General features: G+C 38.0%; 13 protein-coding genes. 10 read left to right on the top strand and 3 right to left on the bottom strand.

Translation table 11 applies throughout. The annotated features are described in order from the left end of the window. Nucleotides 1-9: 9 nt before the first annotated feature. Together ytrI and TR08_RS27135 are read right to left on the bottom strand one after the other, a co-directional pair. Complete coding sequence (gene ytrI, locus TR08_RS27140; protein WP_045523603.1) at nucleotides 10-513, bottom strand: sporulation membrane protein YtrI; 504 nt, start codon at nucleotides 511-513, stop codon at nucleotides 10-12. Then, nucleotides 510-845, bottom strand: a complete 336-nt coding sequence (locus TR08_RS27135) for a YtrH family sporulation protein (RefSeq protein WP_045524254.1) — start codon at nucleotides 843-845, stop codon at nucleotides 510-512. Before TR08_RS27135 ends, ytrI begins: the two co-directional genes overlap by 4 nt. Before the next feature lie 399 nt (nucleotides 846-1,244). On the opposite strand from TR08_RS27135, the gene dnaE reads away from it, so the two are divergent. From dnaE to TR08_RS27095, 8 genes are all read left to right on the top strand, one after another. Continuing rightward, complete coding sequence (gene dnaE / locus TR08_RS27130) at nucleotides 1,245-4,607, top strand: DNA polymerase III subunit alpha (RefSeq protein WP_045523601.1); 3,363 nt, start codon at nucleotides 1,245-1,247, stop codon at nucleotides 4,605-4,607. 125 nt (nucleotides 4,608-4,732) lie between these two features. Then, entirely contained in the window at nucleotides 4,733-5,971 is a 1,239-nt protein-coding gene (locus TR08_RS27125; protein ID WP_045523599.1) for an NAD(P)-dependent malic enzyme, read from the top strand. Nucleotides 5,972-6,026: 55 nt separating this feature from the next. After that, a complete protein-coding gene (locus TR08_RS27120) occupies nucleotides 6,027-6,602 on the top strand; it encodes a FadR/GntR family transcriptional regulator (RefSeq protein ID WP_045524253.1) in 576 nt (191 codons plus the stop codon). A 202-nt stretch (nucleotides 6,603-6,804) separates the two neighbouring features. Beyond that, nucleotides 6,805-7,680 (top strand): acetyl-CoA carboxylase, carboxyltransferase subunit beta, encoded by an 876-nt coding sequence (gene accD / locus TR08_RS27115; protein ID WP_045523597.1) that lies wholly within the window; start codon nucleotides 6,805-6,807, stop codon nucleotides 7,678-7,680. Continuing rightward, a complete protein-coding gene (accA, locus tag TR08_RS27110) occupies nucleotides 7,674-8,648 on the top strand; it encodes an acetyl-CoA carboxylase carboxyl transferase subunit alpha (RefSeq protein WP_045523596.1) in 975 nt (324 codons plus the stop codon). Before accD ends, accA begins: the two co-directional genes overlap by 7 nt. A gap of 297 nt (nucleotides 8,649-8,945) precedes the next feature. Further along, nucleotides 8,946-9,905 (top strand): 6-phosphofructokinase, encoded by a 960-nt coding sequence (gene pfkA, locus TR08_RS27105; RefSeq protein ID WP_045523594.1) that lies wholly within the window; start codon nucleotides 8,946-8,948, stop codon nucleotides 9,903-9,905. Nucleotides 9,906-9,940: 35 nt separating this feature from the next. Further along, nucleotides 9,941-11,701 carry a pyruvate kinase gene (pyk, locus tag TR08_RS27100; RefSeq protein ID WP_045524252.1) on the top strand — a complete coding sequence of 587 codons (1,761 nt, stop codon included), beginning with the start codon at nucleotides 9,941-9,943 and terminating at the stop codon, nucleotides 11,699-11,701. A gap of 102 nt (nucleotides 11,702-11,803) precedes the next feature. Next, complete coding sequence (locus TR08_RS27095) at nucleotides 11,804-12,190, top strand: FxsA family protein (protein WP_045523592.1); 387 nt, start codon at nucleotides 11,804-11,806, stop codon at nucleotides 12,188-12,190. Nucleotides 12,191-12,228: 38 nt separating this feature from the next. On the opposite strand, the gene ytvI is transcribed toward TR08_RS27095, so the two are convergent. Beyond that, the gene (gene ytvI / locus TR08_RS27090) at nucleotides 12,229-13,344 is read right to left on the bottom strand and encodes a sporulation integral membrane protein YtvI (RefSeq protein WP_045523586.1); all 1,116 of its coding nucleotides are present in this window, start codon (nucleotides 13,342-13,344) and stop codon (nucleotides 12,229-12,231) included. Nucleotides 13,345-13,523: 179 nt separating this feature from the next. Here ytvI and TR08_RS27085 point away from each other — a divergent pair, with 179 nt between their 5' ends. After that, a complete protein-coding gene (locus TR08_RS27085; RefSeq protein WP_045523584.1) occupies nucleotides 13,524-13,985 on the top strand; it encodes a DUF441 domain-containing protein in 462 nt (153 codons plus the stop codon). A gap of 363 nt (nucleotides 13,986-14,348) precedes the next feature. Beyond that, nucleotides 14,349-15,467 carry a citrate synthase gene (citZ, locus tag TR08_RS27080; RefSeq protein WP_045523582.1) on the top strand — a complete coding sequence of 373 codons (1,119 nt, stop codon included), beginning with the start codon at nucleotides 14,349-14,351 and terminating at the stop codon, nucleotides 15,465-15,467. The last annotated feature ends 45 nt before the right edge of the window (nucleotides 15,468-15,512 follow it).

The following is a 15,512-nucleotide window of genomic DNA, read 5'->3' as shown; positions in this document are numbered from 1 at the left end:
CGATTCTTTTTAATTCTCGAATTCTATTTCAAGTTGAATGGAGAGGGTGGTGAAGATGACCAATTCCTTTACCTGCAGTTTATACCTTTTGTCATTTATTTTAACGGGTTTATTTTGAATGATTTTCTTGATTAATTCTTTGCTTTTATAGACGGTATCAATGTCCTTAGCAATCATCATACTTATATCATCTTTTACGGAATCTTCAATTTCTGAAACACTTAGTAAGTCTAGCTTGTATTTTTCCCAATTTGTTATCTTTACATTGATTTTTTGAATGGTTAGCTGCTCAATCGTTCGTTTATTAATCTCTTTATATTCTTCCTGCCATATCTTCTTTTCTTCCCTTAAGTCAACGATTTCTTCACTTTGTTTATCAATTAATGCAGTATGCTTCTCCTGCCACACACCAAAAATATAAATAAAAATACACCAACTGATTGCGCCGCCAATAGCCATCCCTGCAAAAAAACGCTGCCAGGAAGGTCTTCGATAATAGGGGGGAATTCTCACGATATATACTCCTGAGTTAACCAATTAATAATCAGTGCACCGGTTTGAGCGCCGCCTAAGGCAGAAAGGATGATGAGGAGCTGCTTAAAAATGTCCCGGGTTTCGGCATTAAATAACCCTCTCTCAAAGGTATAGACGGCATCAAATGTCCCGCCAATTGCAGCAACAATTGCCCAGATTCTTAGATCTGTAGACAGCCTGTAAACAGCTGTCAGCGGTGGTTGTCCCGTCAGAAAGGCTGCGATTCCTCCAATCAAAGAACCGCCAAGAATAACTCCTAATGCAATAAAATAACTTTCTATAAACGTAGGAAAAAAACCAATTTCTTTCATACCTTCAACCGCCCTCACTCAAATATCCTATGTATCATTTATATGGACAAATATTCTTGATTATGTTGATTTATAATGGCCCTGTTAAAAGTATTTTGTAACTATGTTGATTTGTGCGGAAGGCGCGAGATTCTCGAAAATGCTATCGCATTTTCTTCGTGCGGTGATAATTCAATGAAGCTTATTCAATGTCCTGCGGGAGGACGGGGCAGGGGAGACCCCGCAGGCGCTTAAGCGCCGAAGAGGCGGTTAGTACCCGCGGAAAGCGAAGCGCCTGGAGCAGAAATCAACAGCCAGGTTAATAGAGACAATGATTTTAAAAAAATAAGAACATATTTTCCTTTTTTGCTTTTTGGCTCTATAATAAAAATAGGAAACCTGATAGGAAGGGGTGACAAGATGTCTTTTATTCACCTTCATGTTTATAGCGCATACAGCTTGTTAACAAGCACAGCCTCGGTTCATGAATTGATTAATAATGCAAAGAAAAAAGGATTTAAAGCGATAGCATTAACCGATAAAAATGTTATGTATGGAACAATTGAATTTTATAAGTTATGTCTAAAAAACAATATTCAACCGATTTTGGGGTTAACCGTTGATGTAGAAAGTGAAAACAGGAAGGAAGAAGCATTCCCGTTAGTCTTACTTGCTGAAAATGAAAAGGGATTTAAAAATCTTTTAAAAATTTCTAGTGCTGTCCAAACAAAAGCGGCTAACGGTATCCCTTTTAAATGGTTAAAACATTACGCAGAAGGACTTATTGCCATTTCTCCAGGAATAGAAGGGGAGATTGAACAAAATCTATTAAGCAATCAACAAGAAGAAGCGATAGAAATAATTAAAAAACTTCAGTCGATCTTTGGCAATGAGTCATTTTTCCTAGCTGTCCAAAACCATCAATTAGAGGAGGAAGCGATCGTTCAAAAGAGGATTCAAACGATTGCTGAAGAACTTACTATTCCATTGGTGGCAACAAATAGAGTTCATTACATAGAACAAGACGATATGTTTGCTCATGAATGCCTATTAGCGATAAAAAATGGAGATAAACTTCAAGATGAGCACCGAGAAAGACTAGAAAGCGATCAATTTTATTTAAAAACAGCAAAAGAAATGATTGAAGTATTTTCTGAATTGCCCGAAGCGTTAGAAAACAGTATTAGAATCGCTAAAAGGTGCTTGGTAAATATCGAATTGAACAAAACCTATTTACCTGAATTCCCGACAGAGAACGGACAGCCAGCAGAGAATTACTTAGAAATGCTCTGTAAAAAAGGGTTAAAGGAGCGCTTTGCTTCACCTGCTCAAGAGCATTTTGAACGATTGACCTATGAATTATCGGTCATTAACTCCATGAAATTTAGTAACTACTTTTTAATTGTTTGGGATTTTATGAGATATGCCCGTGAGCATGGTATTTTGACTGGGCCCGGAAGGGGATCTGCAGCTGGTTCACTTGTCGCCTACGTTTTGTATATAACCGATGTCGACCCACTAGCACATCATTTATTATTCGAGCGCTTCTTAAATCCAGAAAGGATATCCATGCCAGATATTGATATAGATTTTCCTGATCATCGTAGGGATGAAGTGATCGAATACGTTGCAAAAAAGTACGGAGAATTACATGTAGCGCAAATCGTAACATTTGGAACACTTGCCGCTAAAGCAGCGCTAAGAGATGTTGGCAGAGCCTTTGGATTGAATACGAAGGAATTAGAACAGCTATCAAGACGTATTCCAGCACGCTTAGGCATAAACCTTGAAAACGCCTATAAAGAATCGCAGCCTCTTAGAGCTTTTATTGATGAAAGCCCAATAAATAGAAAGCTCTATGAAACAGCGTTAAAGCTAGAGGGATTGCCTCGTCACATCTCCACACATGCTGCAGGAGTGGTTATTAGTGAGAAACAACTCATTGAGTTAATTCCGATACAACAGGGACATAATCACGTATATTTAACTCAGTATTCTATGGAGCATCTTGAAGAAATAGGTTTACTGAAAATGGATTTTCTTGGTTTAAGAAATTTATCCTTAATCGAATCGATATTATCTTCTATTCAAAAGAAAGCCGGAAGAAAAGTAGATATTAAAACCATACCTTTAAATGATGAAAAAACATTCGAACTGTTAGCAAGGGGAGAGACAACCGGTATTTTCCAGCTAGAATCTGAAGGGATGAGAAAGGTATTATCCCGCTTGAAACCTTCACGCTTTGAAGATATTGTTGCGGTTAATGCCCTGTATCGTCCAGGACCAATGGAGAATATCCCATTTTTTATTGACCGGAAACATGGAAGGCAGGCAGTAGAATACCCACATGAAGATCTAAAAGCCATACTGGAAAATACATATGGAGTCATTGTATACCAGGAACAAATCATGCAAATTGCTTCAACAATGGCTGGTTTTTCTCTCGGTGAAGCGGATTTACTGCGGAGGGCGGTAGGGAAAAAGCAAAAGGATGTGTTGGACAAGGAGCGAAACCATTTTGTCCAAGGTGCTTTAAAGAAAGGTTATAACGTATCACTGGCTAATGATATTTATGATTTAATTGTACGATTTGCGAATTACGGTTTTAATAGAAGCCATGCAGTTGCCTACAGTATGATTGCTTACCAGCTTGCCTTTTTAAAAGCAAATTATCCCCTTTATTTCATGGCTGGTTTGTTAACATCGGCGATTGGGAATGAAACAAAAATAGCTCAATATATCTTGGAAACAAGACAAAAGGATATTGACATCCTGCCCCCTTCCATTAATTATAGTGGATTTTCCTTTCAGGTAGAGAAGACAGGGATTCGTTATAGTCTTGCAGCGATTAAGAGTGTTGGTGCTGCAGCATTAAAAGAAATTTTTCAAGCAAGGAAAAGTAAAAAGTTTGAGGATTTATTCGATTTTTGCACAAGGGTATCTTCAAAAGCAATCAATCGAAAAACCCTCGAGGTTCTCGTACATTCTGGAAGCTTCGATGAATTTAACGAAGACCGTGCAGTCTTGCTTGCAAGTTTGGATGTTGCGCTAGAGCATGCGCAATTATTTAAGGTTGATGAATCAAGCCAAGTTGAGTTATTTCCTGATGAATTTCAACTTAAGCCAAAATACGTCTTAGTTGATCCTATTAGACTAGAGGATAAGCTTTCTTTTGAAAAAGAGGCTCTTGGATTCTACCTTTCGGATCACCCAGTCTCCATCTATGAAAAAAGACTTAAACAAGCTGGAGCATTTGTATTGTTTGAATTAACAGCGGAACATAAACGAGCAGTTGCTGGTGTGTATATTACTTCTTTACGGAAAATTCGTACAAAAAAAGGGGATTCAATGGCCTTTTTGAATGTAAGTGATTCCAGCGGTGAAATGGAAGCAGTCGCATTTCCAGTCGTGTACAAGAAATATTCCCACTTACTAGACCATGGGAAATTTGCAGTGATGGTTGGGAAAGTGGAAGAACGAGAAGGTAAGCTTCAATTTATCATCCAACAAGTATCTGAAATGGAAACATGGCTAAGCACAAAGACTAAGCAGGAATCCATTTTATATTTAAAAATAGTCGATGGAAAACAAGACGAGCATTCGCAAAATCAATTAAAACAATTGTTTAAGGAAAATGTTGGAAAAACAAAAGTTGTATTACATTATGAAACCAGCAAAAAAACCATTAGGCTGGGGAGTGAATTCATGATTTATCCCAGCAGTAAACTATTGAACTTATTGTGTGAATTTTTAGGAAATGATAATGTTGTTTTGAAAGAATAATTCTTTACAACTCTACCAGATATGTTTATAGTGGTAATGAGATGGGTGTGGTCTGACCACTAAATAACAGACTAGTAATGGTATTTAACGATTTCTTTTTGTACTAATTTAAGGGGTGGAATATCTTGACTTTACGGGAAGAAGCACTACACATGCATCGAATTAACAAAGGAAAGCTAGAATCTAAATCAAAAGTACCTGTAAGAAATGCAAAGGATCTAAGTTTAGCGTATTCTCCTGGCGTTGCCGAACCATGTAAGGATATTTATGAAAAGCCAGAAACAGTTTACGAATACACAATGAAAGGCAATATGGTTGCTGTAGTGACAGATGGTACAGCAGTCTTAGGTCTCGGAAATATTGGACCAGAAGCTGCACTTCCAGTAATGGAAGGTAAAGCAGTATTGTTCAAAAGCTTTGCTGGCGTCGATGCCTTCCCAATTTGCTTAAACACTACCGATGTCGAAAAAATAATTGAAACCGTTAAACTGCTTGAGCCAACATTTGGAGGCGTGAATCTTGAAGATATCGCCGCGCCAAATTGCTTTGTCATTGAAGAAAGATTGAAAAAAGAAGCGAATATTCCTGTTTTCCATGATGATCAACATGGTACTGCTATTGTTACGGCTGCGGGTCTTGTAAATGCGTTAAAGCTGATTGGCAAGAAAATAACTGAAATTAAAGTGGTTGCTAATGGGGCTGGAGCGGCTGGAATTGCAATTATTAAATTATTATACAGCTATGGTGTAAGAGATATTATTATGTGTGATACGAAGGGTGCCATTTACGAAGGACGCCCGCAAGGTATGAATGAGGTCAAGGCAGAAGTAGCAAAATTCACAAATCGTGAGAATCTTACCGGAAGCCTTGAAGAAGTAATAAAAGGTGCCGATGTATTTATTGGTGTATCTGTTGAAGGCGCACTAACAAAAGAAATGGTTGCTTCAATGAATAAAGATGCAATCATCTTTGCAATGGCAAACCCTACTCCAGAAATTATGCCGCATGTAGCAAAAGAAGCTGGAGCTAGAGTGGTTGGTACGGGAAGATCTGATTTTCCTAACCAGGTAAATAATGTACTAGCTTTCCCTGGGATTTTCCGTGGAGCTCTAGATGTTCGTGCAACACACATAAACGAAAAAATGAAGGTGGCAGCTGTTGAGGCAATTGCCAGCTTAATAAATGAATCTGAACTAAATGAGGATTATGTCATCCCAGCACCGTTTGATCCGCGAGTGGCTCCAGCAGTTGCTGCGGCAGTAGCAAAAGCGGCTATGGAAACGGGTGTAGCCCGGTTAAAAGTTGACCCTGAAGATGTAAAAGAAAAAACAATGAGGCTCGCTATTATTGGTAAAAGTGAGTGATTCGTTAGTGACAAATACTAAAGTATATCTAGAAATTGTTAAACATCTAAGAGAGATGATATCTGCAGATAATTTAAAATCTGGAGATAAAATCCCATCTGAACGGGAATTGACAGAGCGCCTGAATGTCGGGCGCTCTTCGGTTCGAGAAGCTTTAAGAGCATTAGAACTGCTAGGGTTAATTGAAACGAGACGCGGTGAAGGAACGTATATCAGGGATTTTCGTGGAAATCAACTAGTCCAGCTGCTTGGTACCTTTATTCTCCAAGATGAAAAAGCAAAATTAGATGTGATTGAAACAAAGAACCTAATAGAAATGGATTTTCTTCGGTTAGTTCTTAATAGAGCTGATGAAGAGCAATTGTTGAAGCTAAAGAGCTTGGTTGAAGCCGACCAATTAAATGATGATCAATTCTTTTATCAACTTATTGAAATGGCAGACAATTATTTGTTTTCGAGAATCTGGTTAATATTAAAAGACTATTACAATTCACTGGATATAAAAAATGTAGAGTATAATCGAAATAGCTTTTTAATGTTAATTGAAGCATTGGCTGCGAAAGATGAGAAAAAGACATTATATGCATATCGGCAATTAAGAAATTTGTCTATTTTAACCGACAAATACTAACAGATTTTGAAGTGTTTTTCCTTTATAGTGTTAGACAAGCAATCAAGCCCAATTTGATGTGGGCATTTTTAATGTTTGGGTGGTCTGACCAATTTTTAAAGGTTAGGTTTGAATTGTCATTATTTAAGGAAAGACTTCAAATATAAGATGATAAAAACTTGCCGTTTGGCAGATTTTTTCCAACGAGGGAGGTTTGGACAAATTGCTTAAAGAGCTTTTTACAAAAAATACGAATAAAAAGAAAAAATATGCAACGATTCCTACTGAGGCTGCGAAAAATGATGTACCCGAAGGAATTATGACGAAATGTCCGTCATGTAAAACGATTATGTATACAAAAGAACTTAATAAAAATTTGAAGGTTTGTTTACATTGTGGATATCACCATGCCATGAATGCAAAAGAGCGTATTGTTAGCTTTTTAGATGAAGACAGCTTCAATGAGATAGACGAAAACATGGTTTCTGAGAACCCGTTGAACTTCCCAGATTACCTGGAAAAGGTAGAAAAAGACCGTCAAAAAACGAAGATTAATGAAGCCGTAGTGACTGGCTATGGAAGTGTTAATAGTAATAAAATTGTCTTAGCCATTATGGATTCTACTTTTAGAATGGGAAGTATGGGTTCCGTTGTAGGTGAAAAAATTACCCGTGCGATTGAAAAAGCCGATGAAATGTCAGTACCATTTATCATTTTTACTGCCTCAGGCGGTGCCAGAATGCAAGAAGGCGTTCTTAGCTTAATGCAAATGGCCAAAACGAGTGTTGCTTTAAAGAGATTTAGTGATAATGGCGGTCTTATTATTTCAATTATGACCCATCCAACAACTGGCGGTGTTTCTGCAAGCTTCGCCTCATTAGGTGACTACAACTTTGCAGAACCAGGGGCATTAATAGGTTTTGCGGGTCGCAGAGTAATCGAACAATCCATTCGTGAGGAACTGCCTGAAGACTTTCAAACAGCAGAGTTTCTATTGAAGCATGGTCAGCTTGACGCGATCATTTCTCGTCAAGATTTAATCGATAAAATCACAAACTTACTTGAAATTCATCAACCAGGAGGTGAGCTCGAATGGTAGGGGAATTAGAATTTGAACGCCCGGTCGTGCAATTAAGAAATAAAATTGCCGAACTAAAAGAGTTTACAAAAACTGCAGATGTTGATTTATCTTCCGAAATTGAAAAATTAGAATTACGACTTGAAAAACTCGAAAAAGATATATATGACAATATCAAGCCATGGGATCGCGTTCAAATTGCCAGACACCCAAATAGACCGACTACATTAGATTATATTGCCAACTTATTTGACGGTTTCTTTGAATGTCATGGTGACAGATCATTTGGCGACGACGAAGCTATTGTAGGCGGGGTTGCTAAGTTTCGAGGGCTGCCAGTTACGGTCATTGGTCATCAAAGAGGAAAAGATACGAAAGAAAATATTCGCAGAAACTTTGGAATGCCACACCCTGAAGGCTATCGAAAAGCTTTACGCTTAATGAAGCAGGCGGATAAATTTAATCGTCCAATTATTTGTTTTATTGATACAAAAGGAGCCTATCCAGGAAAAGCTGCAGAAGAACGGGGACAAAGTGAAGCCATTGCTCGTAACCTATTTGAAATGGCCGGACTAAAGGTGCCAGTTATTTGCATCGTTATTGGTGAAGGAGGAAGTGGCGGTGCACTTGCACTAGGAGTTGGTAATCGCATGTATATGCTTGAAAACTCAACCTATTCCGTTATTTCGCCTGAAGGGGCAGCTGCAATTTTATGGAAGGATTCTTCCCTTGCAAAGAAGGCAGCAGAGTCCATGAAAATAACGGCCCCTGACCTGAAAGAACTTGGCATCATTGATGATATTATCCCAGAAATCAAGGGTGGTGCACATAAGGACGTTAAGGGTCAAGCTGAGGCGATTAATATTTTCTTGAAGAAATCCTTAAAGGAACTTCTAGAACTATCAGAAGAGGAGCTTGTGGCAGATCGCTATAATCGATTTAGAACGATTGGTGAATACTCATTTTTAAAGGATTATATTAGTATCTAAAACGTGCTTTCAGAGCACGTTTTTCTTTTATAGGACTTTGTTCCATTTCACATTTGTGTCAAAAAATAGCCAATATGTGTAAATGATGACGTTTCCATTTTGTGGTTAAGCGTTTCCAGTTAACCGATTATTCCGTCTATTAAATTTACTAATGTGATTGAGTTGTTTAGGGGTCTCTTTAATGGTATTTTATAAATATTACCGGCTTTTATGTAAATAATAAATGCAGGACACGTATAATGAAAACTCATATTTAAATATACATACGATTTTAGTAAATCACATGAGGTGGTAGAAATGAAAAAAATTGGTGTTCTAACAAGTGGTGGAGACTCACCAGGAATGAATCCCGCAATTCGAGCAGTTGTTCGAAAAGCTATTTTTCACAACGTAGAGGTCTATGGAATATATGGTGGATATACTGGACTTATATCTGGAAATATAAAAAAACTAGAGCTCGGCTCGGTCGGTGATATTATTCATCGCGGAGGTACCATGCTGCATACTGCACGCTGCCCAGAATTTAAAACACCAGAGGGACAGCAAAAAGGAATTGAGCAGTTAAAAGCACACGGTATTGAAGGGCTTGTTGTCATTGGTGGAGATGGTTCTTATCGTGGTGCAAGAGCTTTAACACAACATGGTTATCCATGCATTGGTGTACCTGGAACAATCGATAATGATATTCCTGGTACGGAAGTAACCATTGGTTTTGATACGGCTTTAAATACAGTTATTGATGCTCTGGATAAAATCCGTGACACCGCTACATCTCATGAAAGAACTTTTGTGATTGAGGTAATGGGAAGGGACGCTGGAGACCTAGCTTTGTATGCTGGATTAGCTGGTGGAGCAGAAACCATTCTTATTCCTGAAGAAGGCTATGATATGGCTGAAGTTACAGATAGACTTCGTAAAGGGCAGGAACGTGGGAAAAAGCATAGCATCATTATCGTGGCTGAAGGAGTTTGCAACGGCAATGATTTTGCCAAGCAGCTTAAAGAAGCAACCAACTTTGATACAAGAGTATCTGTACTTGGGCATATTCAACGCGGTGGATCGCCAACAGCGGCAGACCGAGTGCTGGCAAGCCGGCTAGGTGCAAGAGCAGTAGAATTATTAATCGAGGGCAAGGGCGGACGTGCAGTAGGGATTGAAAAAAATAGCCTTGTTGATTACGATATTGTCGAAGCTTTAGAAAGAAAGCATAAGCTAGACCTAGACCTTGTTAAACTTTCAAAAGAATTATCTATCTAAAAGTACTGTTTAAATATAGGAGGAAACAAAAGATGTTGCGTAAAACGAAAATCGTCTGTACGATTGGTCCTGCAAGTGAAAGTGTAGAAAAATTAACCCAATTAATCGAATCAGGGATGAATGTTGCCCGTTTGAATTTTTCCCATGGTGACTTCGAAGAGCATGGACAGCGAATCCAAAATATTCGTGAAGCCTCAAAACTAACAGGTAAGACTGTTGCTATTCTACTTGATACAAAAGGTCCAGAAATCCGCACTAATAATATGGTAAATGGAGCAATTGAACTTAAATCAGGGGATAATATTATTCTTTCAATGAATGAAGTAGAAGGTACCACAGAAAAGTTTTCAATTACATACCCAGGATTAATTGATGATGTGCATGTGGGCTCTAAAATATTATTGGATGACGGTCTAATTGGACTTGAAGTCCTTAATATTGATAAGGAACAAAATGAAATTCAGACAAAAATCCTTAACAGTGGAACATTGAAGAACAAAAAAGGTGTCAACGTTCCAGGAGTATCGGTAAAACTTCCAGGTATTACAGAAAAGGATACAAATGATATCATTTTTGGAATTGAGCAAGGTGTTGATTTTATTGCTGCTTCCTTTGTACGACGTGCCAGCGACGTGCTGGAAATTCGTCAGCTATTAGAGGAAAAGCAGGCTACACACATCCATATTATCCCTAAGATTGAAAACCAAGAAGGCGTCGATAACATTGATGAAATCCTTGAAATTTCGGATGGTTTAATGGTGGCACGTGGCGATCTTGGTGTGGAAATACCAGCTGAAGAAGTACCACTTGTGCAAAAAATGTTAATCAAGAAGTGTAATACGCATGGTAAACCTGTTATTACGGCTACTCAAATGCTTGATTCTATGCAGCGCAATCCACGTCCAACACGTGCAGAAGCTAGTGATGTTGCCAATGCAATATTTGATGGTACGGATGCGATAATGCTATCTGGTGAAACAGCTGCAGGGATATATCCAGTTGAAGCCGTGCAAACAATGCATAATATTGCATCTAGAGCGGAACAAGCTTTAGATCATAAAGAAATTTTATCGGCTCGCAGTAAAGATTCAGAGCACAATCTTACTGACGCAATTGGTCAGTCAGTTGCACATACTGCTTTAAATCTAGATGTGAATGCGATTATTACACCAACTGAAAGTGGTCATACGGCAAGAATGATATCAAAATACCGTACAAAGGCACCAATCGTGGCTGTTACAGCAAACGAGCAGGTTTTCCGTCGTTTAGCACTTGTATGGGGTGTGTATCCTCAGCTAGGAAGAATCTGCAGCTCTACAGACGAAATGCTGGATAGTGCTGTTGAAGAAAGTGTAAACAGCGGAATCGTTAAACATGGCGCTTTAGTAGTTATCACTGCTGGTGTGCCTGTTGGTGAAGCTGGAACCACTAACTTGATGAAAATTCATGTTGTCGGTGATATTATCACAAGAGCACAAGGAATTGGACGTAAATCTGCTTTCGGTAAAGTGGTTATTGCCCATACTGCTCAGGAAGCGATCGAGAAGGTAAAGCCAGGTTCCATTTTAGTTACGTTAGGTTCAGACCGTGATATGGTACCAGCCATCGAAAAATGTGCTGCTCTCATAACTCAGGAAGGTGGTTTAACCAGCCATGCAGCTGTAGTTGGACTTAACCTTGGTATTCCAGTAATTGTTGGTGTTGAAAATGCACTTGAGTTGTTTAGAGATGGTCAGGAAATCACAGTAGATGCCTCAAGAGGTGTTATATATAACGGACATGCCAGTGTCCTTTAATTATTGAAAAGGAGGGATATTCCCTTCTTTTTTCTTTTTAAAAGGATTATTTCAACTATTGGGTATATAATGTATACAAGCTGGTTTGAAGGAGATAGAAAAATGCGCTATTTAGCTTTATTAATTATTGTAATACCCGCAATAGATATTGGATTCCTGCTGTTATCAGGCAGAACGATTGGCGTTTTGCCGACCATTGCTTTTATCATTCTTACAGGTGTAGTTGGTGCCTACTTGGCAAAGAGGGAAGGTCTGCAGACAATAAAAAGAGCACAGGAACAGCTTGCTTATGGTCAAATTCCAGGTGAGTCTGTCCTTGATGGCATTTGTATTTTAATTGGTGGAACCCTTCTATTAACTCCTGGGTTTATAACCGATTTATTCGGATTTTTATTGTTGTTTCCTCCATCTAGAAAGCCTTTCAAATTTCTAATGATAAGTGCCTTACGTAAAAGGATTGAAAAAGGAAATATAAAAATTATTAAATAAAAACGTCAACTTCCAGATGGAGGTTGACGTTTTATGTATTAAGTTTCTTTCCCTTTAATAAAAGTCCATAAATCGTGAAATACATTTGCACGATAGAGTGTGTTTATAATAACGAGGGTGACAGGACCTAAAATTAATCCTAGAAAGCCAACTAATTTAAATCCGACGAATAAGGCGATTAAGGTGGCTAGTGGATCAAGACCAATATTGGATGAAAGTATTTTAGGCTCCATAATTTGTCTTTGAACAATAACAAGTAAATAAAGCACACCTAATCCTATTGCCAGACCTATATCCCCTGCAATGACCTCATAAATAATCCATGGTACAAAAACAGCTCCGGTACCTAGGTATGGAATAATGTCCACTATACCCGTTATCAAGGCGATTGTAATCGCATAATCTACGCGGAGGACAAGCAGCCCAATTAAAATAATAACGGTTGTAATAGATATAAGTGTTAGTTGAGCCTTTAGAAAACCAAATAAAGCCTTCTGCAAATCGACAAATACAGTTTTACCACTTGTTTTAGCCTTCTCAGGTAAAATGCGACTGCTTAGACGTGAAAATCTGTACCAATCCTTACTAATAAAAAAGGTTGCTAAAAAAGAAAAAATTAACACAGTTGCGGCATTTGGAAACCATGATAGGATCACAGGGATGTTGCCGAAAAGATTTTGTATGAAATTTCCAACTGTCGTACCAATGGTGGTACCAACATTTTGAATATTAGAGATAATGGTGTTTTGCTGTCCATCTTCTAATTGATTAAACATGCTGGTTAGTTGATTATAAAGAGGGATAATTTGAGCCGTAATATACTCTTCGATGTAGCCGATTAATGTATCCAAATGCTCTGGTACAACTCGAGCTAAGTAATTTGCTCCAGAAACAATTTCAGCTACTAACAGTGTAACCAAGCCCGCAACAAAGGCAAAAATGATGATTAAAGCTACAAAAACCGCTAATCCGCGAGGCATTCGAAGTTTTTTTTCAAAAATGTTAACAATTGGATTGATAAAAAATGCAATTACTAAGGCAATTAGAAATGGATAGGTCACTTTTGACAAATAATAAAATGATAGAAGTGCGAGAACGACAATGCCAATCACAAAAATGAACCTCATCGTTCGATACAAATACTTTTTATCCAATAACATGCCTCCTTATAGGATTATATAGGTAGCTTTAGTTTATCATTTTTTGTACAATACTGCATGATTTTGGCTGTGTTAAACTTGTCTGTTGATTTCCGCTCCTAGCAACAGAGTGTGCAAAATCAAGAATTTGCTTAAACACAGCCTAGATATTAAGTAAAGGATGGATGAAGTGAATGTTTAATGAGCCATTATTGTTCTTATTACTGCTTTTGATCATTGGAATTATCGCTAAAAATAATTCATTGTTGATTGCTATTGTCGTTTTACTATTATTAAAATTAAGCGGACTTGAATCAAAATCCTTCACCTATATACAGAGTAAAGGGATTAATTGGGGAGTTACCGTCATCACAATAGCAGTTTTAGCTCCGATTGCCTCGGGTGAAATTGGCTTTAAAGATTTGTCTAGTGCATTTAAATCACCTTTTGCTTGGGTAGCGCTTATTTCAGGTATGGTCGTAGCCTTATTAGCAAAGGGCGGGGTATCTCTATTAGAAAATGATCCGCATATTACAACGGCGCTTGTTCTTGGAACAATTTTATCCGTATCTATCTTCAAAGGTGTGGCTGTAGGTCCTCTTATCGGCGCGGGAATAGCCTATACAGCCATGAAAATGATTAAATTTTTTAGTTAGTTATTTTGTAAAATAATATTTTTTTTGTACTTTTCAGCCCCTTTTCGTTCACAAAAATCTGATAATTGTTTATAATAGGACTTGAAAGCGCATCCTTTTTTACATAAGTCACATTAATATGCTAGATTACTTGTAAAATAACTTTTTTATTAAAAGTTATTTAGCTTGTTGGATTTATCCCGAGCAAGCGCTCAATCTAGATATTTGTACAAAAAGGGCGCTAGTAATTCATTAACAATGTTTGAAATGAAGATTTTCTTCAACATTGCGTGACCGTTAAACGGTTTCAGCTGATAAAAATACTTCTTTTTACAAATGGGTAATGGGTAATGGGGAAATTAGAATAAGAAGGAGAGATTTTCTATGACAGTAACTCGAGGTCTTGAAGGGGTAGTTGCAACAACTTCTTCCATCAGTTCAATCATTGATGATACGTTAACTTATGTTGGTTATGACATCGATGATTTAGCTGAAAATGCTAGCTTTGAAGAAGTAATTTATTTATTGTGGCACCGCAAATTACCAACAGCGCCTGAATTAGCAGAATTAAAAAAGCAGCTATCTGAAAATGCTGCACTTCCACAAGAAGTAATAGAGCACTTTAAGATGTATCCAATTGAAAAGGTTCATCCAATGGCTGCGCTTCGTTCAGCTGTTTCCTTATTGGGTCTCTATGACGAAGAAGCTGATATAATGGATTCAGAGTCAAACTATCAAAAGGCGATTCGACTTCAAGCGAAAATGCCTGCAATTGTAACCACTTTTGCACGCGTTAGAAAAGGTCTTGATCCAATTGCACCTAGAACAGATTTAAGTTTTGCTGCTAACTTCCTTTACATGTTGACTGGGAGTGCGCCAGATGAAATCGCAGTAAACGCTTTAGACAAGGCACTTGTATTGCATGCTGATCACGAACTGAATGCATCTACATTTACTGCAAGAGTTTGTGTGGCTACTTTATCAGATGTTTATTCTGGCGTAACTGCTGCAATCGGAGCACTTAAAGGACCACTACATGGCGGTGCAAATGAAGCAGTAATGAAAATGCTTAAAGAAATTGGCACCATTGAGAATGTTGAGCCATATGTTCGCGAAAAACTTCAGAAAAAAGAAAAAATTATGGGATTTGGACACCGCGTTTATCGCTTAGGTGATCCTCGTGCCAAGCATTTAAGAGCTATGTCGAAAAAATTAACCGAGTTGACAGGCGAGCCGCATTGGTATGAAATGTCTGAAAAAATCGAAAGCATCGTTACTGGCGAAAAGAAATTACCGCCAAACGTTGATTTCTACTCAGCGTCTATGTATCATAGCCTAGGCATTGACCATGATTTATTTACACCAATCTTTGCAGTCAGCAGGGTTTCTGGATGGCTTGCTCATATACTAGAACAATATGATAACAACCGTCTAATTCGTCCACGTGCGGAATATACAGGTCCTGGCTTGCAGACATATGTTCCAATTAACCAAAGAGGTTAATAAAATTTTACTTTTTTCAAAAAAATTGTTCTAATAGGATTGTAT

This window comes from Neobacillus niacini, from assembly GCF_000759675.1.
GTDB classification, from domain to species: domain Bacteria; phylum Bacillota; class Bacilli; order Bacillales; family Cytobacillaceae; genus Neobacillus; species Neobacillus niacini_A.
This window is presented reverse-complemented; position numbering and strand designations above follow the sequence as displayed.